Source organism: Paenibacillus sp. GCM10027630 (genome assembly GCF_042676305.1).
GTDB lineage: Bacteria > Bacillota > Bacilli > Paenibacillales > NBRC-103111 > Paenibacillus_S.
Genome location: NZ_JBHTGY010000052.1, coordinates 149,396 through 173,764 on the forward strand (window position 1 = coordinate 149,396; position 24,369 = coordinate 173,764).

Here is a 24,369-nt window from a genome sequence, read left to right on the forward strand (position 1 = left end):
TTTATTTTTTAGTGATACATTTGTCCAAGAGACCTTTTTCTTCCAAAACACTCACAAGAGTGGAGCCCATTTCAGAAGGTGTAGGAGCAACCTTGATACCGCAGCGTTCCAAAGTAGATACTTTCTCTGCTGCTGTACCTTTACCACCGGAAATAATCGCGCCAGCATGGCCCATACGTTTGCCTGGAGGAGCTGTTTGTCCGCCAATGAAGCCTACAACCGGCTTTTTCATATTAGCAGCAATCCACTCGGCAGCTTCTTCTTCAGCAGTACCGCCGATTTCGCCGATCATAATAACCGCGTAAGTATCTGGGTCTTCATTAAAGAGTGTCAAAATATCAATAAACTCAGAGCCCTTCACCGGGTCTCCACCAATACCTACAGCAGAGGATTGTCCAATGCCGCGGGTCGTCAATTGATGAACGGCTTCATAGGTCAATGTTCCGCTACGGGATACTACGCCTACATGACCAGGAGTATGGATATATCCCGGCATGATTCCGATTTTAATCTCACCTGGTGTAATAAGACCCGGGCAGTTCGGTCCGATCAAACGAGTTTTCTTACCTTCCATATAACGAGACACTTTAACCATATCCAGTACTGGAATGCCTTCTGTTATACAAATCGTCAGATCAAGCTCAGCATCTACTGCTTCCATAATAGCATCAGCCGCGAAAGCTGGTGGTACATAAATAACGGATACAGTCGCACCTGTTGCTTCTTTGGCTTGTGCTACTGTGTTGAAAACCGGCAAGGAAACTACGGAGCCATTATCCAAAGTAATATCGATGTTGGTTCCGCCTTTACCTGGAGTTACACCGCCAACCATTTGCGTACCGTATTCCAAACCACCCTTAGTGTGGAACATGCCCACGGAACCTGTGATCCCTTGTGTAATTACTTTTGTATCTTTATTAATTAAAATACTCATTTGATTTGGTCACATCCCTTGATTTTTTTCACGAAGAAGTCGTGGAGTTTAGCACAATGGTACGAATTACGATACAAGAGCAACAATCTTTTGTGCTCCATCCGCCATTGAGTCGGCTGCCACAATATTTAAACCGGATTCATTCAAAATCTTCTTGCCGAGGTCAACATTCGTGCCTTCCAGACGGACAACCAAAGGACGGCTTAAGCCCACTTGTTTTGCAGCTTCAACTACTCCGTTAGCAATTACGTCACATTTCATGATGCCGCCGAAAATGTTAACGAAAATACCTTTTACAGCCTCGTCAGAAAGAATGATTTTAAAAGCTTCGGTTACTTTCTCCGCTGTAGCACCGCCCCCTACATCAAGGAAGTTGGCCGGGTCGCCACCGTAATATTTAATAATATCCATAGTTGCCATAGCAAGACCTGCGCCGTTAACCAAGCAACCGATGTTTCCATCAAGTGCGATGTAGCTCAAATCATACTTGGAAGCTTGAATTTCCTTTGCATCCTCTTCTTCCAAATCACGAAGCTCAAGAATGTCTTTGTGACGGTACAATGCATTGGAATCAAAGTTCAACTTCGCGTCCAAAGCCATAACATCCCCGCTGCCTGTTACAACAAGAGGATTGATTTCTGCAATGGAGCAATCTTTTTCAACAAACGCTGTATACAAGGCAATCATAAACTTAACTGCTTTGTTTACTAATTCAGACGGTATGTTAATGGCATAAGCCAGCTTGCGTGCTTGGAATGCTTGCAAACCAATCGCAGGATCGATCACTTCTTTGAAAATTTTCTCAGGAGAATGCTCAGCAACTTCCTCAATCTCCGTTCCGCCTTCTTCAGACGCCATCATAACTACACGGCCAGTTCCACGGTCAACAACGACACCGATGTAGTATTCTTTCTTAATATCGCAGCCTTGTTCGATTAAAAGGCGCTTTACTTCTTTACCTTCAGGACCTGTTTGGTGAGTTACAAGAACCTTACCCAAAATTTCCTGTGCGTATGTACGGACTTCGTCCAGGTTTTTGGCAATTTTAACGCCACCTGCTTTACCGCGTCCGCCTGCATGAATTTGTGCTTTAACTACAACTACGGAAGTTCCGAGCTGCTTAGCTGCCTCAACTGCTTCATCGACTGTAAAAGCAACTTTTCCTTCAGGTACGGCAACCCCATATTGCTTTAGTACTTGTTTGCCTTGGTACTCATGGATATTCATTTAGCAAAATCCTCCTATCAGTTATAGCTTACTATTTGAATCAGAACTTGCGGCTCGTACGCGAGTCCCGCATCAAACGAAGAATTCTTTCGCTGCAAATCATGCGGAATCCTGCTTGCTGCAGCCAGTGCAACAAAACCTTCATAATTGTACCACTTTTCTTCGACGGTTTCCTCTTTTTTTCTTGTAAAGCTGTCATTTTTCAATCAATCTTTTTTATGCCACTGAAAAATTTCACGTATTATATCATTCCCAAGGAAATAGAAAGCATAACAAAAACGCATTCTTCTGAACAATCTTTCAGAAAAATGCGCTGAATTCTCATTGGCATAGCCATCCATATTAATTATCACGTATAGCTGGGATCTGTGGGCGTCGTCATCCGCGGTTCTCTCTCTGCTTGCTTAATAAACCGCATTTCATTGCCCGTGAAGCTGCACACCAAGCATTGAATGATAGGTTCTGCTTCTTGAATTTGTTGAGGTTCTGTTACCTCTTGTACAGAGCCTGATAGAGCATCCTTAAGAAATCGCTGCGAGAAACTTGAAATCACACTGAATTTTACCCGGTTTGATCTACAGTTTGGACAGAAATAAGGTTTGTCCTGCATTTCTCATCACCTCTTTATCTGTATAACCAGTTTTCATCAGGTTTAACCGTTGACTCTAAAGTGAATTGCCAAAAACTGTGCATGCATGTACAATTAAAACAAATCATAAGGCGTATAAGGAAGCACCTTTGCCCATGGATCTTATTCCAAGGAGAGGTGTTCTTTGTTATGTACGGTAAAGTAATAAGTGCCTGCTTGCATGGTGTTGAAGGAAAACTGGTCGAGGTGGAAGTGGATTTAAGCAATGGTCTCCCTCAAATGAATATAGTCGGCTTACCGGACAGCGCTGTCAAAGAATCGATGGAGCGCGTACGCGCGGCTATAAAAAACTGCGGATACACGTTTCCTTTACAGCGGATCACTGTGAATTTAGCCCCCGCTGATGTCCGCAAGGAAGGAGCTGCATTCGATTTGGCCATCGCTCTCGGTATTTTAGCCACCAGCGGGCAGCTAAAGCTTGAGCAGCCAGAGGATACTCTGATTTTGGGCGAGCTTGCGCTGGACGGCTCTGTCCGTCCGGTTCCAGGGGTTCTGTCCATGATGGCTAACGCCAAGGATAAAGGAATAGAGCGCGTCATCGTTCCACGCCACAATGCGGAAGAAGCCGCACTTATCGCAGGGATGAAGGTATCGTCACTGTCCCATATTAGCGAGCTTCAACAGGACAAGATTATTATTAATGATGCTAATATTTATCGGCATTTAATAAATCCGGACAGTAAAGCTGATAATACCCTTTCATATAGTGAAGATTATAGCGATGTATGCGGACAACTGCATGTTAAAAGAGCTTTGATGATATGTGCCGCAGGTATGCACAATATTATATTGTTAGGTCCTCCGGGTACTGGCAAAACAATGCTGGTTAAAAGATTGCCTACGATCCTCCCTGACATGTCCGAGCAGGAGTCGTTGGATGTGACGAAAATATACAGCGCCTCCGGGAAATTTTCCGACCGCAGCAGCTTGATTAGTAAACGCCCCTTCCGTATGCCTCACCATACGATCTCAGCGGCTGGGTTAGTCGGAGGAGGCACTATCCCAAAGCCAGGTGAAATCAGCCTGGCTCATCGCGGCGTACTATTTCTTGATGAGCTTCCCGAATTCTCAAGAGCCGTGCTTGAAGTTCTTCGGCAGCCTCTTGAAGACCGGCATGTGACGATTGGACGAGCCCGTGCGGTATATAGCTTCCCTGCTCAGTTTATTATGGCTGCTTCAATGAACCCTTGTCCGTGCGGATATTTTGGTGCTGAGACTGCTTCACATCCCTGCACATGCAGTCCGTTGAAGATTGAACATTATCGTTCCAAAATTTCGGGTCCCCTGCTTGACCGGATCGATTTGCAGGTAGAGGTGCCCCGAATCGATTATGCTCAAATTCTGGAAGCCCAGCCACAGCTGTCTTCACTGGAAATGAAAGAACAGGTAGACCGTGTGAGGCACATTCAGCTTGAACGTTATAAAAAATGTGGCATCATGTTTAACGGTGAGCTCACAGGCAAGCTTCTGAAAATACATTGCAGACTACAAGCCGATGCTGAAATGCTGCTTCGGAAATCATTTGAAATCTTAGGCTTAAGTGTGCGAGCCTATGACCGTGTCTTAAAAATAGCCCGAACGATTGCTGATATTGAAGACAGTGTACACATAGAGTCCCCCCACATTGCCGAAGCGCTGCAATACCGAAGCCTGGATAAAAAAAACTATTCTCGTTCTTTTTAATTTAAAAATTTTATACGGGTTGAATCAAACAAAAGCCTAAAGCTCAACCTTGACGGAGGAGTTTTAGGCTTCTAAGTAGAAAAGCTACACTCATTTATTAACTGTTTTTGCCGATATCATTTTCCAATTCATTGGTAACCGTATTGTTCTCTTCATTTTCGCGGTAATAGTAAGCAAAAACACCATCTTCAGTCGGGTAATAAACATAGTCATTATTCTGCTCAGATATAAAATAATCCCTAAACATTGTTTTTACCTTGGAAAACACAGCTATCCCCTTCTTCTCGATAAGTTAATAGGTAAAGTCTGCACGTTTTTTGTACTAAATATGCAGTTATTATGAATCGAGGGGATATTTATTATTATAATTGGTTATTGGGATTCAGGAAAAATGAGCGCATAATTAAGCAAAATCGTCGCAAGCCCCAGTATTTCAAGCACCACAATATCCACAATATACATATCGAATGCATTAGGAAAAATGATAAACCATACGCCAGTTAAAAGAGGAGCCCAGTTCATTACAGAAAATTTCCATGGTTTCATACTTGCAAGAAGCGAGAAAATAAACTGGATACTTCCAAATATGAGACAAGTATAGTATTCTGTGCTATTTCCCGTGAAGCCAAAAATCCAAGGGGTGAATATAAACCATACGCCAATAAAAGAAGACAATACATTTTTGACAATCATGGTCACACCTCCATCTGCTTGCTCTATCATATTTTATATATATGCAAGCGATTTCATAGATGTGACATAACCTTTAAACTATTCTTGAGAAATACAAAAAAAAGCACTCTAAGCCATTTCCTGCTAGAATGCGTTCGGTATATGGTCTAATGTGAGGAGCTGCCCCTCCCTGTCGGTAACAACAGATATGACATCAAACCTTAGTTGGCGATCGAGAAGCTGATGACGGTGAGTGTAGAATTGTGCCGTTTCCCTAACCTTTTGTTGTTTCAAAGCATTAATGGATTCCTGCGGCATGCCGAAGGTAGTACTGCCGCTGCGAGTACGAACCTCAATAATAATCAGCAATTCTCCGTCCATACCGATCAAATCAATTTCTCCGGTCCTACAGCGCCAATTTTGAGCTAGAATCGAGTAGTTCAACGCTTGTAAATGCTCAAGCGCATATTGTTCTCCCAATGCACCCAGCATTTTACGTGTAAGCTTCACATTACTCATTAGACCTCTTTCTGATCTGCTGCTTCGCACGACCATCAGAGCGGTAAATAAAGCTTAAAACTTCGGCCACAAGCTTGTACAGCTCCGGAGGAATCTCCTGGTCCAGGTCCAGCTTGGACAAAACCTCAACCAACGAGGAATCCTCTTGGACAGGAACTCCGTTGTCCTTAGCTTTCTTCATGATGGCTTCAGCTACATTCCCCTTACCTTTAGCAACCAATGTGGGGGCACTTTTATTATCAGGCGAATATTTTAGAGCTACCGCTTTTTTGATGGGACTCCGGTTGTTTTCCATCATATGCGAACATCCATTCCTTTGTATGCTTTTTTTCCATAAACTGCTTGCAGGTGAGAGCTCACAGGGTTTTCCTGCTTATTTCCTGGAGATTCAGCGGATGCCCCTTGTAAATCTTGTCCTTTTTCTGGATAAGGACCGCATTTTATGGAGATAAACTGATAGCCAATACTTGAAAGACCTGCCGCAATCTCTTCACGATTCGATTCCAAAAGCTCATGGATGAAGGGCTGATCATTTAACACACGCAAGCTTACAATTCGGTCCACCACCTGCACATCAACCATCGTATCCCCTAGAGATTTCATCCGGAGATCAAATACAAGACGGCAATTCTGCGCATCGATTTCCCCTCGCGCCCCCTTGCGTGACTGGATATGAACCGCTGCCGTTTGCTCACCGTTCGCATTCATCAACGGTACAAACAATGTAATATGCGAAAACATCGAGGCTCTGTCTGAATTCAATAGCAGCTGCTGACCGGTTATCTGTTGAACGGCCTGTTGAGCAGACTCCTTGAACGCAGGTGGCACATCATCTGCTTGCATCAGTTGCAGCAGCGCGCTTTTTAACGTTTCACTGGACTTCTGCTGATCTTCCAATGAAGTCGCAGCCGGATTCGGAGTAGCTTGTGTTCCCCATTCGCTATTGACTGAGCCACCTTGTACCATCTTATCAGGCAGTTTGCCAATATGATGCTCATGCTCAATTCCCAATGCCTTCATCATCTTGGGAAGCCAATGGTCATTAGAGCTTGTTTCTTGTGAATTTCCACCACTTGGTGTTACAGCTGTTTCAGCTCCCTTTGCTGTATTGCCAGTGGGATTATTGTTAAGTTCCGCAGTGCTCCCGGAGCTAGCATTTCCAGCTGTTGGAGTTACGCTTTGGCCAGCAATTGGTGTAGGTGTGTTTGCAGCAGCCGGTGGTTGACCAAGTCCGTCATCAGTCGTTACTGTTTGTCCGCCATTCAAACCTGCAGCAGCCGCTCCTAAGGTTTGCGCTGTCATTCTGGATGCAGCTGATGCTTGAGCAAACTGTCCGTTTGGTTCGGCTTGGTCTGAACTGACTGTAGAAGCAGAAGTTCCCGTTACATCACCTTGCAGTAGAGTAGAAGGTCCCGACTTGGGAATGCTGTTATTTCCATTTAACGTCGCTTGTGCACTTCCTGTTTGCCCTGTAAGATTAGAACCTTCATTCATTGGATTCGCAGCACCTGCACCTGATGCTAACAGGGTGCTGCTTGTCACAGCGGCCGTACTTTTGGCAGTCTGGGTTTCACTCTCACCAGCGCTCGACAAAACCTCTGTAGCAAGCCCCGACTGCTTCGGTAGGACTTGGTTGGAGGAATCCTTGATCATGGCAACCACTTGCTTCACGGTATCCAGAGCAGATCGTGTTGCACCTGATAGAACGTGCTCCTCGCCCAGTAACTTGTTCAACTGTGAATCCAGCTGCTGAATCGTCTCATGAAACGCTGGACCAGCGATTGCATGTCTTACTGCCGATACTGTATCCATTGTTAGAGGAAGTCCTTTTTGAAAAGCAACAACTGCTGAAGGAAGCAATTCCTCCAGCTGCTGAGAAGAAGTCACCTGAGCCTGGAGTTGGGTGAAGGCTTGAACATTATCTTTGGTAATCGGAATACCCGATTGATGAAGTGTTTGAATGATTTGCCGATTAGGCGCGTTATCCTGCATGGAGACATTCTTAAGCACCTCGGCCAAAGAAGTATCTGCAATTTGCACACCCGATGCATCTAGCGGCTTAAGCACAATTTGGCCAGACTGCGTTGTTTCCGGCTGAACCTGAAGCAAAGTGACCTCACCTTGCTTCAGAGGTGTTTCCAATTTGGCACGAACATGCACGCCGCCAATATTTATAAGTGCGTCCTGATCAGCTAGCAGCTGCAGTACCAGCCCTTTAACAACTTCCCCTACCTTTAACTCCAGTTTTCTGGGCTCAGCCGCTTGGGTGTCACCGATTAAGCTTCGAATTAATCCGCTAATATTCAAGACCGCACACCTTCCAGCAATTTATATTTATCTATTATATCGGCTTTTGTTGATACTTCTTGCAGTGTTTCCAGGTGCTCTGTTAAAAAAGCTCCTGCTGTTCTACCTCAACCAAAATATTTTTCAGGAATGTTTTTCGATGAAGGGGAGTTGCGCCGTATTCTTGAATGCGCTCACGGTGCAGCTTTGTTGCATAACCCTTATGTAAGGCGATCCCATACTCTGGAAACTGTACCTCCCACTGCAAACACATACGGTCACGGGTAACTTTAGCGATAATCGACGCAGCTGCAATCGACTGACTTAATGCATCTCCATGAATGATAGCCATTTGCTCCAATGGGAGATCGACCTTCTCAGCGTCCACCAATAAATAATCAGGGCATGGATCCAGCTTCTCTACAGCTTGCTTCATGGCTAGACGCGCCGCTTGCTTAATATTAATTTGTTCTATCGTCCTCACATCTACTATTCCAATTCCGATAGAGATAGCTTCCTTATTAATCAATTCGTATAAATGCTCCCGTTTCTTTACACTCAGCTTCTTTGAATCATTTACTTCTTCCAAAACGAGCCCTGGGGGTAAAATAACTGCAGCAGCAACCACATCCCCAAACAGACAGCCTCTTCCAACTTCATCTACTCCAGCTACATGGAGCATCCCCTGATTCCAAATCGATTGCTCATATTCCAAAAGCATATATGTATTTCTTCCTTTCTCTACAGCAAAAAAAGCTTGTACAGCACATTATACTAGAAACGATGTCTGCCGGAAACGAATAAAAAACAAAAAAGCCACCCCTGAGGAGTGACCGGCTTGCAAGATTTATACTTCACTTGGCGTTTCAAGACTAATTCTACCCATTTTGCCTGCACGCAGCTCCCGTAGAATAGTTAAGGATGCCTTGTCCAAATCTACCCGGCCGCCGCTTAACAGAGCTCCTCTTTTGCGCCCTATCGCTTCCATTACTTCAATGACGGCATCTGTATCACTCGGATCTTCCGGCAGCTTCTCGATACCAAAGCGTTCTTTTAAAGACGATCCATAGTGCGTGCACAGATAACGAACTGCATACAAAGCAATATCAGCTGTATACAACAGCTCTTCCTTAATGGCACCAGTAACAGCAAGCCGCATACCGACTTCTTGATCCTCAAACTTCGGCCACAAAATACCTGGAGTATCCAGTAGTTCCATCTCTGTTCCTACCTTGATCCATTGCTGGCCTTTAGTGACACCCGGCTTGTCTCCGGTGGCCGCTATTTTGCGTCCCGCCAACCGGTTGATCAGTGTCGATTTTCCGACATTCGGAATACCGACAATAAGTCCACGTACCGCTCGAGGATTAATCCCTTTTCTAATTTGCGTCTCGAACTTCGCAGCCATAAGCTGCTTACAACGCGACATGATCTCTTTCATCTGATTCCCATTAGCTGCATCTACCGGCAATGCTTGAAGCCCTTTATCAGCAAAATAGGTAACCCATTGAGCGGTAACTTCAGGATCAGCCAAATCATTTTTGTTCAGAAGCACCAAACGCGGTTTATTTTGTAAAATTTCATCAATCATCGGGTTTCTGCTGGAAAGCGGAATTCGTGCATCCAACAGTTCAATCACGACATCAATCAGCTTGAGCTTTGCCTCAATTTGACGGCGAGCTCTTGTCATGTGACCTGGAAACCATTGTATCGTCATACGGTCACCTCAACTTTTTTCAGTACAGCAGCAGTTCTTTATATTTTACATATGAACTAAGCTGATATTTTTGAATGGCCAAAAAATTAAATCGGCCCTTCCTACAATTTTATCATATTCAATAAACCCGATATCGCGGCTATCTGCGCTGTTCGACCGGTTGTCTCCCATTACAAATACCGTTCCATCGGCAACTGTTTTTTCTGAGTAATTTCTCGAATTATAGGGTGTCCCTCTTTTGGCTGCATCATCCAGAGCTTGCTTTAAGTAAGGCTCATCTAACAATTTGCCGTTAACATATACTTTGTCGCCTTCCACCTTAACGGTTTCACCAGGCAGTGCGATCACACGCTTTATGTAATCCTTATCTTTAGTCGCATGAAATACAATTACTTCACCGCGTTCCGGTTTTCCCATCGAATAAATAATTTTATTCACTATCAATCGTTCACCGGTGTGGAAATTCGGCTCCATGGACGGCCCTTCGACAATAAAGGGGGCAAAAATCAACCAGCGAATAAAAAAAACGAGAGCCGCAGCAATCAGCAGCGCTTTAACCCATTCCCATGCTTCATTTTTGAGTGGATTCGATTTCTCCATGGTTTGTTCTTGCTCCATATCAGACCTGCCCTTTCAACAAAATAATGTCTCCAAAAAAAACGAAAGGGAGCTTGGTAAACAAGCCCCCGTTTGTTTTCTTCTTAGCGAATCTCTTGAATTCTAGCTGCTTTACCACGAAGACCACGCAAGTAGTATAGCTTCGCACGACGAACTTTACCACGGCGAGCCACTTCGAGCTTGTCAATCTTCGGGGAATTTAAAGGAAACGTTCTTTCAACGCCTACACCGTAAGAAATTTTTCTAACAGTAAAGGTTTCGCTGATTCCGCCCCCGCGGCGTTTGATAACAACACCTTCGAAAAGCTGAATCCGTTCGCGGGATCCCTCGATAACTTTCACGTGAACCTTAACAGTGTCACCTGGACGAAACTTAGGTAGATCTTGGCGAATTTGTTCTTTTGTAATTTCTTGAATTAAACTCATATATGACTTCCTCCTTCCACTTAGGTGTTCATTCCGCCTCCGATGTCGAATCTATAGATGCCATGCGTAGAGGACCACCGTAATCGGGCAAAAATGCCACAACGTTGTATATATTATCATAAAGGGGGAACGAATACAAGGGGTCCGACAATCCCCACCCAAACCCTCCCCGCCGGGAGGGCTCCGAGGGCTGCCGCCCTCTGGACACCTGCTGGTGCACCTTTGTTAGTTTGATTGGGGATCGCTATCGCATCCCCCACCCAAACCCTCCCCGCTGGGAGGGCCCCAAGGGCTGCCGCCCTCTGGACACCCGCTGGTGCACCTTTGTTAGTTTGATTGGGGATCGCTTTCGTCCCTACGGGACACGCTTTACGTTGGATCTCCCGCATCGTCCTAACGGACACGCTTTCAGTTAGAGCATGAAACGGCCGTTATTGCGTTAAGCTACTGTTTTAGAAGCGGCTGTTTTGCTACGCAAAACACGGCTGTCCCTTTGGGATGCGCTTAAACCTTAGAGCTAAAGACTTGGATGTAAGCTATTCCCATCAGACAACTGGCGTTAAGGATATAAACAGAAAGCTACTGCTCGCTGTCCCCATTTTTACCCTTTTGCTCCTCCAGCCACTGCTTCTCCTTAGCTGTCAGCTCCACTTGCTCCAGCAGCTCAGGACGTTTCTGCCAAGTTCGCCAAATCGCCTGCCGTCTACGCCACTGCTCAATGTTAGCATGATGGCCAGAAACTAATATTTCTGGGACCTCCCAGTCGCGGAATTGAACGGGTCTTGTATAATGCGGATATTCCAGCAAGCCCGTGCTAAAGGAATCTGTGACCGCAGAGGTTTCATTGCCTAGAACACCCGGCAGAAGCCGGACAACACTATCAATGACGACCATAGCAGGCAGTTCACCGCCTGTTAGAACATAGTCTCCAATGGATAGCTCATCAGTAACGAGATACTCTCGGATCCGCTCATCATAGCCCTCATAATGACCACAAATGAAGATGAGGTGCTCTTCCTTTGACAGCTCCTCTGCTTTACGCTGTGAAAAGGGCTCCCCCTGAGGGCACATTAAAATAATGCGAGGTTTATTGCTTCCATTTAAAGAGTCTGTTAATGCTTCAACTGCTGAAAAAATCGGCTCCGCCTTCAGTACCATACCCCCACCACCACCGTAAGGGTAATCGTCTACAGTGTTATGCTTATTATTGGCATAATCACGGAAATTGACTGTATGTAGGTCAACCAATCCCTTGTCACGGGCTTTTCCCAATATGCTCGCTGAAAAGACTCCGTCAAACATGTCGGGAAACAAAGTAAGAACATCGACTCTCATCAGTCCAATAAACCTTCCATGATATGTGCCTTAACCCGCTTCTCAGCAATATTGACCTCAAGGATTACTTCATCGATATAAGGCAATAAAACGGGTTTTCCAACCTCACGTTCAACCACCCATACATCGTTGGCCCCGGGAGATAAGATTTCGCTAATAGTGCCGAGCTCTTCCCCTTCATCCGTAACTACAGTACAGCCAATGATCTCATGGTGATAGAATTCATCGTCGGGTAGCTCGAACACATACTTTTCTTCCACCTTTAAAAGCCAGCCTTTATACTTCTCAACTTCATTAATGTTGCTGAAGCCTTCAAATTTAATAATGAACAGCTTTTTATGTTCGCGCGCCGATTCCACAATGACAGGTAAGGTCGTATGTTTTTCTGGATCGTAGAAAACTAAAGCGCTTCCTTTAGCAAATCGTTCATCTGGAAAATCCGTCTCAGGAAAAATTTTAAGCTCGCCGCGAATCCCTTGAGTATTCACAATTTTACCGATCGTATATAATTTATCGCTCATGAAAGCCCCTCCGGCCATCTGAATATGAATATATAAATGAAGAAAAAGAGTTAGGATTTCTCCTAACCCTTATCATCTCCATTATGAAACAATTTCAACCGAGACACGCTTGCTTTCTTTAACTGCTGCTGAAGTGACTACAGTACGAAGCGCTTTTGCAATACGCCCTTGCTTCCCGATTACTTTCCCGACATCATCGGGATGAACCGACAGCTTGTACGTAATGTCGCGTTCGTCCTCGTCTACTTTCACATTTACTTCGTCGGGATGATCAACCAGCGCCTTAGCGATAACGGTTATTAGATCTTTCATAATACCCTCCGAATCGGCAGATTACTTCTGCAGCTTGGACTCGTGAAACTTTTTCATAATGCCTGCTTGACTGAAAAGATTGCGTACAGTATCAGAAGCTTGAGCGCCAGTTTGAAGCCATTTAAGCGCTTTTTCCTCATCAATATTTACGATTGCCGGTTTAGTAATCGGGTTGTAAGTACCAATCTCTTCGATAAAGCGACCGTCACGCGGAGAACGGGAATCCGAAACTACCACACGGTAAAAAGGAGCTTTGTGAGCACCAATACGCTTAAGACGAATACGTGTTGCCATTGAAAATCACCTCCAACTTAGAATAAACCGCCTATGATTTTATTCCTCCTTCGGATTAACCGAACGGGAACTTCATTCCTTTACCGAACTTGCCTTTCAAGCCTTTAAGTCCGCCCTTAGGTCCCTTAGGCCCCATCATGCCGGAAAACTGCTTCATCATCTTGCGCATATCATCGAATTGCTTGATAAAACGGTTCACATCCTGCACCGAGTTGCCGCTGCCTGCAGCCAAGCGCTTGCGTCGGCTTGGACTAAGCATGTCCGGATTTTGCCGTTCTTCCTTGGTCATCGATTTAACGATTGCAGCAACACGCGCCATCTGCTTATCGTCTACCTTGATATCTTTAATCCCCTTCATTTTGCCTGCTCCGGGGAGCATATCCAAAATCTGATCGAGTGGTCCAAGCTTCTTTACCTGCTCCATCTGATCGAGGAAATCATCAAAGGTAAATCCGTCGGTCCGCATTTTGCGTTCCATTTCTTTTGCCTTATCAGCATCGATACCTGCCTGGGCTTTCTCGATCAAGGTAAGCATGTCACCCATACCGAGAATCCGTGAAGCCATCCGATCCGGATGGAACGGCTCCAGAGCATCCATCTTCTCGCCCATTGCCGCAAACTTGATAGGACAACCCGTTACAGCTTTAACTGATATCGCTGCACCACCACGAGTATCGCTGTCAAGCTTCGTAAGTACTACGCCCGTTAGCTCCAACTGTTTGTGGAAGCTTTCCGCCACATTAACGGCTTCCTGTCCAGTCATTGCGTCGACAACAAGCAGAATTTCATCCGGCTTAACGGCTTCAACGATTTGCTTCAGCTCATCCATCAATGCTTCATCAATATGTAGACGTCCGGCTGTATCGACAATCAAATAGTCATTGCCATGATCTTTGGCATGCTGGAGTGCATTCTTTGCAATTTCAACCGGGCTCACTTGGTCACCCATCGAGAACACGGGAACCTTTATCTGCTCTCCAAGAACCTGGAGTTGCTTGATAGCGGCTGGCCGATATATATCTCCGGCTGCCAGAAGCGGTCGGTGATTTTGCTGCAGGAGCATCTTAGCCAATTTTCCAGTTGTGGTTGTTTTACCCGCCCCTTGCAATCCGACCATCATAATGACAGTAGGCGGACGGTTGGACCGTGCAAGCTTGCTTTGAGATCCACCCATCAATTCCGTCAATTCTTTGTTTACAATGTCAACGACAACCATCGCAGGGGTAAAGCTTTGCAATACTTCCTGCCCGATTGCACGTTCCTTTACTTTGGCAATGAATTCTTTGACGACTTTAAAATTAACATCCGCTTCCAAAAGCGCGAGACGAACTTCGCGAAGCGCTTCGTTTACATCGTCTTCTGTTAGCTTTCCTTTGCCTCTCAGCTTGCTGAACACTTTCTGCAGCCGGTCTGCTAATCCTTCGAATGCCATCCGAATTCACCTCTCAAGTGTTACTTTGCACCTCTTGGTTAAGAGCAGAACCACTTACTTGCTAATCCAGGTTGATCAATTGCTCCATCATAGACTGGGCTTGCTGCCTTTGTTCTGGCTTTAGTTCAGTCATGAATAGTTGAAGCTGCTGCACAACCTGCTGTCTTTGCTCATGCTTCAACAGCAGCTGGAGCTTAGCTTCATAATCTTCGAGCGCAGCTTCCGCCCGTTTTATATGTTCGTAGACCGCTTGACGGCTGATCTGAAACTCAGCAGCAATTTCACCAAGCGAATAATCATCATAAAAGTAATGCTTCAAAAATGTCTGCTGCTTATCGGTCAAAAGCTTCTCATAAAAATCGACCAACATATTGATTCGGTTCGTTTTCGTAAGCATATTGATATTATCTTCCGTCACAGTGCCTCGCCTCCGTTAAGGTAAAACACTTTACAGCAACAACAGTACCTATCATACTCAAAATGAAGAACGATGTCAAGCATCTTTACTTGACAGTTTATTCGCCCTGCTAATTTCCGCTAAACTAACCCTTTTCAGAGGCAGCATCCACTTCGTTTTCAGAAGCAATCCACTTACTGAACAGCGCATTAACGAATTGGTCTGAATCGAACGGCTGTAAATCATCCATTTTTTCACCAAGGCCAACGAATTTAACAGGCAGCTTCAGCTCCTGACGAATGGCTACTACAATACCACCTTTGGATGTGCTGTCCAGCTTCGTTAGCACCAGTCCCGTTAATCCTGACTTCTCATCGAACATCTTCGCTTGACTTAACGCATTTTGACCTGTGGTAGCGTCCAGCACCAGCAAAACCTCATGAGGCGCATCTGGAACTTCGCGGCGAATAACACGGTAAATCTTATTAAGCTCTTCCATCAGGTTGACTTTGTTCTGCAGACGTCCAGCCGTATCACATAATAGCACATCAACGCCCCGGTTTTTAGCTGCATGCAGCGCATCGAACATAACGGCCGCAGGGTCGGAACCGGAATGCTGTTTAATGACCTCCACTCCGGCACGCTGCCCCCAAGCCTCCAGCTGTTCAATCGCACCGGCACGGAACGTGTCACCGGCAGCAAGCATCACCTTTTTCCCTTGCGATTTCAAATGATGGGCCAGCTTGCCGATCGTTGTAGTCTTACCAACACCATTAACACCAACGAACAAAATTACCGTAAGGCCGGAAGGGGCCATTTGCAAGCCCGCGTTTTCTTCACCCTTCAACAGTGCAATAAGCATTTCAGAAAGAACGGGCTGCAGGTCGCTTGGCTCTTCGATCTTCCGTTTGCGCACTTCGGCACGCAGATCTTCAATTAGCTTCATTACCGTATTAACGCCAACATCGGCGCCAATTAAGATTTCCTCCAGCTCCTCATAAAAATCTTCATCAATCTTTTTGCGGCGACTGAACAGGTCTTCTACCCGCTCAACAAACACATCCCGTGTTTTGGTTAAGCCCTCTTTAAATTTATTCGTAACAGCCTCAGCCTTTGAGGAAATGCTTTCCTTCAGTCGTTTAAAAAAACTCATACCAGCCAAACTCCCTTTACCTATGATGTGATTATAACTTCTCTAATTTTACCATCCATTTCAAACAAACCGTCAGCTGGCAATGATCGCTTCATCCTCTTCCAATCGGACGGATACAAGCTTGGATACGCCGCCTTCTTCCATTGTTACCCCATACAACACATCCGCTTCCTCCATCGTTCCTTTGCGGTGGGTAACAACGATGAACTGGGTTTGTTGTGAAAATTCACGTAAATATTCGGCAAACCTCGCCACATTCGCTTCATCCAATGCAGCCTCGACTTCATCGAGCACACAGAATGGTACCGGCTTTACACGGATGATCGAGAACAACAGCGCAATGGCCGTAAGTGCCCGCTCCCCACCCGATAAAAGCTGCAGATTTTGCAGTTTTTTTCCAGGTGGCTGGGCTACTATCTCAATCCCCGTATCGAGCATATTATTGGGCTCGGACAAAATCAGATCAGCGCGGCCACCGCCGAACAGCTTCGCAAACACGACTACGAAGTGGGAGCGGATGGCATCGAATGTTATTCGGAACCGTTTTCCCATCTCCTCGTCCATCTCATGAATAACCTGGTACAGCGTAGTTTTAGCTTCAACCAGGTCGTTTTTTTGCTCGCTGAGAAATTGGTAGCGCTCATTAACCCGCTCGAATTCTTCAATGGCGCCAAGATTGACTACGCCTAAAATAGCAATTTCACGTTTCAGCTCACGCACCTGATTTTGCGTGGCCAATACATCCTCAGGTACCGGATACCGTTCTTTTGCAAGCTCAAAGCTTAGCTCATAATCATCCGCAAGCTTCTTCAGCAAATTTTCAAGCTCCACATCAAGGCGAGTCACTCTTACTTCAGTTTGATGCAGCTGCTCCTCGACTTGACGCAATTGTCCCCGCTCTTCACGCGTCTTGTTCTCTTCTTGCTCCAGCTTGACTAACCATCCAGAGCGTTCGGCACGCTTCATATCCAACTGATCGGAACATTGCTGTTTTTTCAGTTTAATATCGTTAAGCTGCTCTATTTGCTGTATAGTCTCCTGCTGATGATTAGCTAAATCGAGCTCCAACTGCTTCACCAGGCTGCGATTTAAATCTAGCTCAGTTAGAAGCTCGGACAACTCTGTCTTAAATCTTCGTTCTTGATCCTGCAGCGATTGCTTCTCTTGGGACAAAGAGGCAACCTTGATTTTCAGGTCGGTCAGCTGCGTCTGCAGCTCCTCCTTCTGAAGCTCACCCGCCTTACGTGCAAGCTCCGCTTCACGAATTGCCTGCTGTATGATTGCTTCTTCCTCCTGCAATCGTTCCAGCGACTCCACCGCTGTCTTGCCGCGTGCTTCAAGCTCACGACGCTCCGCTTGCAGCGTATCGCCGTCCTGGCTGTACAACGCCAGCTGCTCAGCTACCTGCTTGGCTTCATGCTGCAGCGGCTCCAAGCCGGCACGAATCTGCTGCTCTTCGATACGCAGAGTTTCACCTGTTAAGCGCAGTTCCTCCAGCTTGCCTGATTCTGAAGCAATCTCCTTGCGCACTTGCTCAGATTTCATTCTCAACTGCTGCAATTGCTTATCTGAATCAGTAATTTCTTTATCCATCTCTTCTATCTGACGTTGACGGCTAAGTAAGCTTGTAGTTTTCTTCTGTTGGCTGCCTCCTGTCATCGAACCGCCGGGATTAACGACATCTCCCTCAAGTGTAACAACACGGTATCGATACTGGATCTTGGCCGCAATGCGGTTGGCAACCTCCAACTGGCTTGCAATAATTACGTTGCCTAATAGGCTTCCAATAATATTGCGGTATGTATCGTTAAACTGGACCAAATCAACACCGATCCCTACAAAACCTTCCATTCCTTCGATTGAGCGCTTTTCATTATCTGGAATTGAACGCCCACGAATAACGTCAAGCGGCAAAAATGTTGCACGGCCCAGCTGCCTTTTTTTCAAAAAAGCAATGGCCTCGCGCCCATTGGACTCACTGTCTACAACGATGTGCTGCAAGGCTCCGCCTAACGCGGTTTCCATGGCCACCTCTACATTAGCAGGTACCTTTACGAGCTCAGCCACAGCGCCGCGAATACCCCGGAGCTCGTTTCGATCCTTGGCTTTCAAAACTTCTTTAACTCCATGAATAAAGCCATCATAATCATTGGCCATTTCACGCATCGTATCGCGCCGGGATACAAGAGCATCCAGCTTCTGCTCCCATTTACGCACGGTAGACAGCGCTTCTTCAGACAGAAGCTGCTTCGATTTTAGACCTTGTGTTAACTCAAGATACTTATTGCGTGCCGTTTCAATCTGACGAACGACTTCTTCAAGTCGGATATCGAACACACGTTTGCGTTCAGTGATACTATCCTGCTGTTCCTTCCATTTGCGACGCTCCTCCACAAGACGATCGAGCCGTTTACCCAAAGCCTCGATCTGCTGCTCTGTATAACGTACTTCATTGCGCGCATTAGCCATCTGGTTCAAGGTTTCCAGCATTTCGCCCTTCAATCGGTCTTCTTCGCCGCTGCTGATCCCTCCAGCAACCCCAAGTAACAGATCCTCTTCAGCCTTAAGCTTAGCTTGATAATGTATCAATTCATTCGATATAACGCCAATCTTCTCCCGAAAAAGGGTCAAATCCGTTTCTTTCTCGGCCATTCTCTGCTCTTGCTGTGTCACAGCTTGCTTCAGCTGCATCTGGTTGGAAGAATAATTTTTTTTGCGTTCCTTAAGAACCTCACCTTGGCCTTCACACTTCTCAAATTCCTCACTAAGCTGCAGCAAATGCTCCTGTAAACGCTCGATTTCCTCCTCAAGCCTCCGAGTCTCCCACCGATGCTTCTCCAAATGCGCATCATGCTGTCCTACAATCGCAGAGAACTCTAACTGTTCACGCTTCAGCTTCTCCAGCTTTGTGTTAGTCTCCGTCCAAGAAGAATAAATTTCCTCGATTTGGTACACATACATAGCTATTTCGCTGCTCTTCAACTCATTTTTTAGCTCTTTGAAACGAATTGCTTTTTCCGACTGCACACGAAGAGGTTCAATCTGATCCTCCAGCTCTGTAACCAAATCGTGAATCCTTAGCAGATTTTGCTCCGTTTCCTGAAGCTTTTTTTCTGTTTCTCGTTTGCGCGATTTATACTTAACGATCCCGGCAGCTTCTTCAAAAATGCCCCGGCGATCCTCTGATTTTGTACTTAAAATTTCTTCAATTCGCCCTTGTCCGATAATGGAGTAAGCTTCTTTACCGATTCCGGTATCCATGAAAAGCTCTGTAATATCTTTCAGTCTGCACGGCTGTCTGTTAATCAAATACTCGCTATCACCACTGCGGTGCACACGGCGTGTAACCGTCACCTCATTATAATCCAACGGCAGTGCCTGATCGGTATTATCCAGTGTGAGCGATACTTCTCCATAATTAACTGCTTTACGCGCGTCGCTACCTGCAAAAATAATATCCTCCATCTTACCGCCGCGCAAACTGCGGGCACTCTGTTCCCCTAATACCCAGCGGATACCATCGGAGATATTACTTTTCCCACTGCCGTTTGGACCTACTACAGCGGTGATGCCTTGTACGAATTCCAGCTCCGTTTTATCGGCAAATGATTTAAAACCAGCCAGCTCAATACGCTTTAAAAACATCGTCTCACCTCCTCGCTATTGTATCACAAATTCCCAATTGCTTGAACAATGTTAAGCTACCGCTTCTCTATCTGCTATCAGTTGCCAACACTTGTCTTACGCACATTAAAACTGCTCAGCTATATTGTGTTTCACCATATTGCAGCCAACAGCCTAATTTTAAAAAGAAAATGCACCGGCGGCAGCCTCTAAGCTGTCCCGATGCATCTCTTTTTCCGTTGCATTATTGAACCTCTACCTTCAGAGCCTCTAATGCTTGAGCCGCCGCATGTTGCTCCGCTTCTTTCTTGGAACGACCGGACCCTTGACCCAGAAGAGTATCATTTACAACTACTTGGGCCACAAACTCACGTTCATGGGCAGGGCCGCGCTCATCTACAATCTTGTATTCCAATACCCCCATATTATGCTGCTGTGTATATTCCTGCAGGTGAGTTTTGAAATCCACCGTCAGCAGCTTTCCTTGATGTGGTAAATTGGGAATCAAATACTTGTGGAGAAACGCTTTTACCACCTCAAGCCCTTGATCCAGATACAAAGCTCCAATGAATGATTCGAATACATCAGCAAGCAATGCGGGACGCGTTCTACCGCCTGTCAGTTCTTCACCCTTGCCTAACAACACGTAGGACCCGAAGTCCAGCTCTTCTGCAAAATTAACTAAAGACGGCTCACATACAATAGATGCTCTGAGCTTTGTTAATTCACCTTCGGATCTTTCCGGATATTTGTCGAACAAGTATTCGGACACGGTTAGCTCCAGAACCGCATCACCCAAAAATTCCAAGCGTTCATTATCCTTGTAATTGCTGACACGGTGCTCATTTACATAGGAGGAGTGCGTAAACGCTTGCCTCAATAGCTCCGGTTTGCGAAAATTTATGTTTAACGCTGCCTGAAGCTGCTTCAGGTTTCGATGCATGCCTTCACCACCTACTCGAACAACCGTTTCACGTTACCATTTACTTAGTTTCAATCACTAGGTAATTTATTATTCTGCGAATTTCTTTAAGATAATCGTTGCATTGTGGCCACCAAAGCCAAATGAATTGGACATTACAACTCTCAAGTCTGCTTGTCGCGGCTTGTTAGGCACATAGTCCAGATCACATTCAGGATCCTGATTTTCCAAATTAATGGTCGGAGGAATGACACCGTTCTTCAATGCCAATGCACATATTAAAGCCTCAACGCCTCCGGCGGCACCTAATAAATGGCCTGTCATCGATTTGGTCGAACTAACAGCGACTTTGTAAGCATGATCGCCAAGAGCAGCTTTAATTGCTATAGTTTCAGAACGGTCTCCAGCAGGAGTTGAAGTCCCGTGTGCGTTGATATAATCAAGCTCTTCAGGTGCTATTCCAGCATCATTAATGGCTTTCTTCATGCATCGTGCTGCACCATCCGGATCAGGATCGGTCATATGATAAGCATCGCCGCTCATTCCATAGCCGATAACTTCTCCATAGATGCGGGCTCCACGTTTAGTTGCATGCTCCAATGATTCCAGGATCAATACTCCTGATCCTTCGCCCATTACGAAACCATCTCTGTCTGTGTCAAAAGGGCGACTTGCTCTCGCCGGCTCATCATTGCGTGTAGACATTGCCCGCAGCGCGCAGAAGCCTGCAACGCCTGTTGGACTAATAGTTGCTTCAGCACCGCCGCAAATCATAACATCGGCATCGCCACGCATAATCATTTTGAATGAATCACCGATTGAATGCGTTCCTGTGGCACAGGCGGTTACCGCTGTGCTGTTTGGACCTTTAGCACCTGTCAGCATGGAAATTTGGCCTGACGCCATATTGGCAATCATCATTGGAATAAAGAACGGACTAACACGCTTAGGTCCTTTTTCCAATAAAATTTTATGCTGTTCTTCCCATGTGGATAAACCGCCGATTCCGGAACCAACACTTACGCCAACTCGCTCCGGGTCCGTATCTTCCTTCACATTCAATCCGGCATCCTTGAGAGCCATTAAGCTGGCAGCAACAGCAAACTGTACAAAGCGGTCCATCCGTCTAGCTTCTTTACGATCAAAAAATCGTTCGTGATCAAAATCTTTAATTTCTGCAGCAATACGAGTTGGATACTCGGTTACATCAAATAACTCAATCATCCCAACACCGGACTTGCCTGCCATCAAATTGCTCCAAAACGTTTCCAAATCATGACCCAATGAAGTCATGACGCCCATACCAGTTATGACAACTCTTTGCTTCACTGTAACCCACCTCTATTTAAAATAACAATGTTATGTATTGAGTCAATTAATTGATTGTTAGCCAACGATTAGGTTGAATGGAGATAAGTCCCGTGTCAAATAAGAAACGGGACTTATACCAACTAAATATGAGATTTTATGTACTCAACTACTTGACCTACAGTAGTTATAGTCTCTGCATCTTCGTCAGAGATTTCCAAATCAAACTCATCTTCTAGTTCCATGACTAATTCTACTACATCTAGAGAATCAGCGCCTAAATCATCCTTAAAAGATGCTTCGAGGGTTACTTCAGCCTCGTCAACACCAAGACGATCGATGACGATACGTTTTACACGATCCAAAACATCGGACATCCGGTTCACCTCCTCCTTTGGTATTATACTGGAGTTATGGACAAATTGCCATAGCAAGCGCAAGCTCCATTAAAAAAAACAAATATTGCAACAATTCAGTGTTGCGCGACATTTCAAAATCCGCTTACATATACATGCCGCCATCCACATGGATGGTTTGTCCAGTCATGTAAGAAGCGTCCTCCGAAGCCAGGAAACGTACGGCTTTGGCTATATCCTCCGGCTGGCCTAGCCGCGCAAGAGGGATTTGCTGCAGAAGCTGCGCACGCGTATCATCCGACAGCTTGTCAGTCATATCCGTCTCGATAAAGCCGGGGGCAACCGCATTAACAGTGATGCCTCGGGAACTTAGTTCCTTGGCAGCCGATTTGGTCATACCAATTACACCGGCCTTAGCCGCCACATAATTGATTTGTCCAGGATTGCCAAGAGCCCCAACAACAGACGATATATTAATAATTCGACCAGAGCGCTGTTTCATCATCGGGCGTGTGGCTGCCTTAACACAGTTAAATACGCCTTTCAAATTGGTAGCGATAACCTGATCAAATTCGTCTTCCTTCATACGCATAATCAAATTGTCTCTGGTTATGCCAGCGTTATTCACTAGTATGTCCAGCTTGCCAAAGGTTTCAAGTACAACCTTAAACATGTCCTCAACTTCCTGAGAGGAACTGACATCCGCTTTAACCTTAATTGCTTTACGACCCATCGCTTCGATCAGACTAACAACCTCAGCGGCTGCCGCCTCGCTTCCAGCGTAGTTTACGGCCACATCAGCTCCCGCTTCAGCAAGAGACAGCGCAATAGCGCGGCCAATGCCCCGGGAAGCCCCTGTCACCAAAGCTGCTTTTCCAGCTAGCATGCTGCTTCCTCCTTTTGTTAACCCCACCCAAACCCTCCCCGCCGGGAGGGCTCCAAAGGGCTACCACCCTCTGGACACCCGCTGGTGCACCTGAGCTACGTTTGATTGGGGATCGCTTTCGTCCCTTACGGGACACACTTAAACCGTAGGTTCCAGTTGAAATTGATCGATAGCTTCCTTGCTGTTGATCGAGTATATTTTTACTGAACGATCGATCTTCTTGATCAAGCCTGCGAGAACCGTTCCCGATCCTATCTCTACGAAAGTATCAACTCCCTGTTCGATCAACCAAGCTACACTATCCTCCCACAAGACGGAGGAATGAACCTGATCGACCAGCAGCCCACGAATTTCATGAGGCTCCAGTACAGGACGCGCTGTCACATTTGCAACGACTGTCACAGCGGCGGTTTGCATCGGCAATTCTGACAAAACAGCGGATAGTCGATCCGATGCCGGTTTCATCAGGGAAGAATGGAATGGCCCGCTAACTTCAAGCGGTATAACCCGCTTTGCCCCGATTTCCTTGCCTCTTTCGACTAGAGCCTGAACCCCTTCCTTGCTTCCGGACACAACAATCTGTCCCGGACAATTCAAGTTAGCCAGTTCCACTACGCCGACTGCCCCGGAAATCTCTTTACACAACTGCTGCAGCGCATCTCGCTCCGCACCGAGCACAGCAGCCATAGCACCGAGTCCACTCGGTACTGCCTGGTCCATAAATTCGCCTCGTGCGCGAACTGTGCGAACTGCATCTTCAAATCCAAGCACTCCAGCAGCAACAAGCGCGCTGTATTCACCTAAGCTGTGGCCTGCGACAAAGTCAGGCTGAAGACCTTTGGCCTTAAAAAGCTCCAGGTAAGCAATGCTTGTTGTCAATAAAGCAGGCTGTGTATGATAAGTTATCTTTAATTCAGCTTCAGGTCCATTGAAAATAATCGAGGATAGCGAATAGCCCAGAGCTTCATCGGCACGCTCGAACACTTGTTTAGCTAAAGCGTCAGCCTCGTAAATATCGCGTCCCATTCCAACGGCTTGCGCTCCTTGGCCCGGGAATACGAATGCTACTTTCCCCATTTTAACAGCTCCCTTTATTAAT

Annotated in this window: 26 protein-coding genes; 1 reads left to right on the forward strand and 25 read right to left on the reverse strand. The window is 45.9% G+C overall.

What is annotated here, in order from left to right; genetic code table 11:
• Nucleotide 1: 1 nt before the first annotated feature.
• From sucD to ACFQ0C_RS25385, 3 genes are all read right to left on the reverse strand, one after another.
• Nucleotides 2-934, reverse strand: coding sequence for a succinate--CoA ligase subunit alpha (gene sucD / locus ACFQ0C_RS25375; RefSeq protein WP_258212429.1), 933 nt, complete (start codon nucleotides 932-934; stop codon nucleotides 2-4).
• A gap of 66 nt (nucleotides 935-1,000) precedes the next feature.
• Complete coding sequence (gene sucC, locus ACFQ0C_RS25380; RefSeq protein WP_258212430.1) at nucleotides 1,001-2,161, reverse strand: ADP-forming succinate--CoA ligase subunit beta; 1,161 nt, start codon at nucleotides 2,159-2,161, stop codon at nucleotides 1,001-1,003.
• A gap of 349 nt (nucleotides 2,162-2,510) precedes the next feature.
• Nucleotides 2,511-2,714, reverse strand: a complete 204-nt coding sequence (locus tag ACFQ0C_RS25385; RefSeq protein WP_379370718.1) for a hypothetical protein — start codon at nucleotides 2,712-2,714, stop codon at nucleotides 2,511-2,513.
• Between the two features lie 225 nt (nucleotides 2,715-2,939).
• On the opposite strand from ACFQ0C_RS25385, the gene ACFQ0C_RS25390 reads away from it, so the two are divergent.
• On the forward strand, nucleotides 2,940-4,493 hold the full coding sequence (locus ACFQ0C_RS25390; RefSeq protein WP_379370720.1) for a YifB family Mg chelatase-like AAA ATPase: 1,554 nt from the start codon (nucleotides 2,940-2,942) through the stop codon (nucleotides 4,491-4,493).
• Nucleotides 4,494-4,590: 97 nt separating this feature from the next.
• Here the strand turns inward: ACFQ0C_RS25390 and ACFQ0C_RS25395 are convergent, their stop codons facing one another.
• From ACFQ0C_RS25395 to fabD, 22 genes are all read right to left on the reverse strand, one after another.
• Complete coding sequence (locus ACFQ0C_RS25395) at nucleotides 4,591-4,761, reverse strand: hypothetical protein (RefSeq protein WP_379370722.1); 171 nt, start codon at nucleotides 4,759-4,761, stop codon at nucleotides 4,591-4,593.
• A gap of 104 nt (nucleotides 4,762-4,865) precedes the next feature.
• On the reverse strand, nucleotides 4,866-5,186 hold the full coding sequence (locus tag ACFQ0C_RS25400; protein WP_379370724.1) for an SPW repeat domain-containing protein: 321 nt from the start codon (nucleotides 5,184-5,186) through the stop codon (nucleotides 4,866-4,868).
• A gap of 123 nt (nucleotides 5,187-5,309) precedes the next feature.
• A complete protein-coding gene (locus tag ACFQ0C_RS25405) occupies nucleotides 5,310-5,684 on the reverse strand; it encodes a YraN family protein (RefSeq protein ID WP_379370726.1) in 375 nt (124 codons plus the stop codon).
• Nucleotides 5,677-5,982, reverse strand: coding sequence for an EscU/YscU/HrcU family type III secretion system export apparatus switch protein (locus ACFQ0C_RS25410; RefSeq protein ID WP_379370727.1), 306 nt, complete (start codon nucleotides 5,980-5,982; stop codon nucleotides 5,677-5,679). Before ACFQ0C_RS25410 ends, ACFQ0C_RS25405 begins: the two co-directional genes overlap by 8 nt.
• On the reverse strand, nucleotides 5,979-7,991 hold the full coding sequence (locus ACFQ0C_RS25415) for a hypothetical protein (RefSeq protein ID WP_379370728.1): 2,013 nt from the start codon (nucleotides 7,989-7,991) through the stop codon (nucleotides 5,979-5,981). Before ACFQ0C_RS25415 ends, ACFQ0C_RS25410 begins: the two co-directional genes overlap by 4 nt.
• An 82-nt stretch (nucleotides 7,992-8,073) precedes the next feature.
• A complete protein-coding gene (locus ACFQ0C_RS25420; RefSeq protein WP_379370730.1) occupies nucleotides 8,074-8,691 on the reverse strand; it encodes a ribonuclease HII in 618 nt (205 codons plus the stop codon).
• A gap of 126 nt (nucleotides 8,692-8,817) precedes the next feature.
• A complete protein-coding gene (gene ylqF / locus ACFQ0C_RS25425) occupies nucleotides 8,818-9,687 on the reverse strand; it encodes a ribosome biogenesis GTPase YlqF (protein ID WP_258212439.1) in 870 nt (289 codons plus the stop codon).
• A 45-nt stretch (nucleotides 9,688-9,732) separates the two neighbouring features.
• A complete protein-coding gene (gene lepB, locus ACFQ0C_RS25430) occupies nucleotides 9,733-10,305 on the reverse strand; it encodes a signal peptidase I (protein WP_258212440.1) in 573 nt (190 codons plus the stop codon).
• Nucleotides 10,306-10,388: 83 nt separating this feature from the next.
• Nucleotides 10,389-10,730 carry a 50S ribosomal protein L19 gene (gene rplS / locus ACFQ0C_RS25435; RefSeq protein WP_171651646.1) on the reverse strand — a complete coding sequence of 114 codons (342 nt, stop codon included), beginning with the start codon at nucleotides 10,728-10,730 and terminating at the stop codon, nucleotides 10,389-10,391.
• Between the two features lie 579 nt (nucleotides 10,731-11,309).
• Complete coding sequence (gene trmD, locus ACFQ0C_RS25440; RefSeq protein WP_379370734.1) at nucleotides 11,310-12,065, reverse strand: tRNA (guanosine(37)-N1)-methyltransferase TrmD; 756 nt, start codon at nucleotides 12,063-12,065, stop codon at nucleotides 11,310-11,312.
• Entirely contained in the window at nucleotides 12,065-12,586 is a 522-nt protein-coding gene (gene rimM / locus ACFQ0C_RS25445; RefSeq protein ID WP_258212442.1) for a ribosome maturation factor RimM, read from the reverse strand. Before rimM ends, trmD begins: the two co-directional genes overlap by 1 nt.
• Nucleotides 12,587-12,667: 81 nt before the next feature.
• Nucleotides 12,668-12,898, reverse strand: coding sequence for a KH domain-containing protein (locus tag ACFQ0C_RS25450; protein WP_171651649.1), 231 nt, complete (start codon nucleotides 12,896-12,898; stop codon nucleotides 12,668-12,670).
• A 21-nt stretch (nucleotides 12,899-12,919) separates the two neighbouring features.
• Entirely contained in the window at nucleotides 12,920-13,192 is a 273-nt protein-coding gene (gene rpsP / locus ACFQ0C_RS25455) for a 30S ribosomal protein S16 (RefSeq protein ID WP_171651650.1), read from the reverse strand.
• Between the two features lie 55 nt (nucleotides 13,193-13,247).
• Nucleotides 13,248-14,624, reverse strand: coding sequence for a signal recognition particle protein (gene ffh / locus ACFQ0C_RS25460; RefSeq protein WP_258212443.1), 1,377 nt, complete (start codon nucleotides 14,622-14,624; stop codon nucleotides 13,248-13,250).
• A gap of 61 nt (nucleotides 14,625-14,685) precedes the next feature.
• The gene (locus ACFQ0C_RS25465; RefSeq protein ID WP_379370775.1) at nucleotides 14,686-15,021 is read right to left on the reverse strand and encodes a putative DNA-binding protein; all 336 of its coding nucleotides are present in this window, start codon (nucleotides 15,019-15,021) and stop codon (nucleotides 14,686-14,688) included.
• Between the two features lie 145 nt (nucleotides 15,022-15,166).
• Nucleotides 15,167-16,174: a signal recognition particle-docking protein FtsY gene (ftsY, locus tag ACFQ0C_RS25470; protein ID WP_379370738.1), complete on the reverse strand. Its 1,008-nt coding sequence runs from the start codon at nucleotides 16,172-16,174 to the stop codon at nucleotides 15,167-15,169.
• 72 nt (nucleotides 16,175-16,246) lie between these two features.
• Nucleotides 16,247-19,819: a chromosome segregation protein SMC gene (gene smc / locus ACFQ0C_RS25475; protein ID WP_379370740.1), complete on the reverse strand. Its 3,573-nt coding sequence runs from the start codon at nucleotides 19,817-19,819 to the stop codon at nucleotides 16,247-16,249.
• A gap of 223 nt (nucleotides 19,820-20,042) precedes the next feature.
• Nucleotides 20,043-20,741 carry a ribonuclease III gene (gene rnc / locus ACFQ0C_RS25480; RefSeq protein ID WP_258212447.1) on the reverse strand — a complete coding sequence of 233 codons (699 nt, stop codon included), beginning with the start codon at nucleotides 20,739-20,741 and terminating at the stop codon, nucleotides 20,043-20,045.
• A 69-nt stretch (nucleotides 20,742-20,810) separates the two neighbouring features.
• Complete coding sequence (gene fabF, locus ACFQ0C_RS25485; protein ID WP_379370743.1) at nucleotides 20,811-22,049, reverse strand: beta-ketoacyl-ACP synthase II; 1,239 nt, start codon at nucleotides 22,047-22,049, stop codon at nucleotides 20,811-20,813.
• A gap of 122 nt (nucleotides 22,050-22,171) precedes the next feature.
• Nucleotides 22,172-22,405 (reverse strand): acyl carrier protein, encoded by a 234-nt coding sequence (locus tag ACFQ0C_RS25490; RefSeq protein WP_171651656.1) that lies wholly within the window; start codon nucleotides 22,403-22,405, stop codon nucleotides 22,172-22,174.
• 124 nt (nucleotides 22,406-22,529) lie between these two features.
• Nucleotides 22,530-23,270 carry a 3-oxoacyl-[acyl-carrier-protein] reductase gene (gene fabG, locus ACFQ0C_RS25495; RefSeq protein WP_379370745.1) on the reverse strand — a complete coding sequence of 247 codons (741 nt, stop codon included), beginning with the start codon at nucleotides 23,268-23,270 and terminating at the stop codon, nucleotides 22,530-22,532.
• 138 nt (nucleotides 23,271-23,408) lie between these two features.
• Nucleotides 23,409-24,347, reverse strand: coding sequence for an ACP S-malonyltransferase (gene fabD / locus ACFQ0C_RS25500; protein ID WP_379370747.1), 939 nt, complete (start codon nucleotides 24,345-24,347; stop codon nucleotides 23,409-23,411).
• Between the last annotated feature and the right edge of the window lie 22 nt (nucleotides 24,348-24,369).

Excerpts from the sequence above, each read along its gene's own strand:
- sucD (WP_258212429.1), bottom strand. The coding sequence starts at position 934 with ATGAGTATTTTAATTAATAAAGATACAAAAGTAATTACACAAGGGATC.
- sucC (WP_258212430.1), bottom strand. The coding sequence starts at position 2,161 with ATGAATATCCATGAGTACCAAGGCAAACAAGTACTAAAGCAATATGGG.
- ACFQ0C_RS25390 (WP_379370720.1), top strand. The coding sequence starts at position 2,940 with ATGTACGGTAAAGTAATAAGTGCCTGCTTGCATGGTGTTGAAGGAAAA.
- ACFQ0C_RS25400 (WP_379370724.1), bottom strand. The coding sequence starts at position 5,186 with ATGATTGTCAAAAATGTATTGTCTTCTTTTATTGGCGTATGGTTTATA.
- ACFQ0C_RS25405 (WP_379370726.1), bottom strand. The coding sequence starts at position 5,684 with ATGAGTAATGTGAAGCTTACACGTAAAATGCTGGGTGCATTGGGAGAA.
- ACFQ0C_RS25410 (WP_379370727.1), bottom strand. The coding sequence starts at position 5,982 with ATGATGGAAAACAACCGGAGTCCCATCAAAAAAGCGGTAGCTCTAAAA.
- ACFQ0C_RS25420 (WP_379370730.1), bottom strand. The coding sequence starts at position 8,691 with ATGCTTTTGGAATATGAGCAATCGATTTGGAATCAGGGGATGCTCCAT.
- ylqF (WP_258212439.1), bottom strand. The coding sequence starts at position 9,687 with ATGACGATACAATGGTTTCCAGGTCACATGACAAGAGCTCGCCGTCAA.
- lepB (WP_258212440.1), bottom strand. The coding sequence starts at position 10,305 with ATGGAGCAAGAACAAACCATGGAGAAATCGAATCCACTCAAAAATGAA.
- rplS (WP_171651646.1), bottom strand. The coding sequence starts at position 10,730 with ATGAGTTTAATTCAAGAAATTACAAAAGAACAAATTCGCCAAGATCTA.
- trmD (WP_379370734.1), bottom strand. The coding sequence starts at position 12,065 with ATGAGAGTCGATGTTCTTACTTTGTTTCCCGACATGTTTGACGGAGTC.
- rimM (WP_258212442.1), bottom strand. The coding sequence starts at position 12,586 with ATGAGCGATAAATTATATACGATCGGTAAAATTGTGAATACTCAAGGG.
- ACFQ0C_RS25450 (WP_171651649.1), bottom strand. The coding sequence starts at position 12,898 with ATGAAAGATCTAATAACCGTTATCGCTAAGGCGCTGGTTGATCATCCC.
- rpsP (WP_171651650.1), bottom strand. The coding sequence starts at position 13,192 with ATGGCAACACGTATTCGTCTTAAGCGTATTGGTGCTCACAAAGCTCCT.
- ffh (WP_258212443.1), bottom strand. The coding sequence starts at position 14,624 with ATGGCATTCGAAGGATTAGCAGACCGGCTGCAGAAAGTGTTCAGCAAG.
- ACFQ0C_RS25465 (WP_379370775.1), bottom strand. The coding sequence starts at position 15,021 with ATGCTTACGAAAACGAACCGAATCAATATGTTGGTCGATTTTTATGAG.
- ftsY (WP_379370738.1), bottom strand. The coding sequence starts at position 16,174 with ATGAGTTTTTTTAAACGACTGAAGGAAAGCATTTCCTCAAAGGCTGAG.
- smc (WP_379370740.1), bottom strand. The coding sequence starts at position 19,819 with ATGTTTTTAAAGCGTATTGAGCTGGCTGGTTTTAAATCATTTGCCGAT.
- rnc (WP_258212447.1), bottom strand. The coding sequence starts at position 20,741 with ATGCATCGAAACCTGAAGCAGCTTCAGGCAGCGTTAAACATAAATTTT.
- ACFQ0C_RS25490 (WP_171651656.1), bottom strand. The coding sequence starts at position 22,405 with ATGTCCGATGTTTTGGATCGTGTAAAACGTATCGTCATCGATCGTCTT.
- fabG (WP_379370745.1), bottom strand. The coding sequence starts at position 23,270 with ATGCTAGCTGGAAAAGCAGCTTTGGTGACAGGGGCTTCCCGGGGCATT.
- fabD (WP_379370747.1), bottom strand. The coding sequence starts at position 24,347 with ATGGGGAAAGTAGCATTCGTATTCCCGGGCCAAGGAGCGCAAGCCGTT.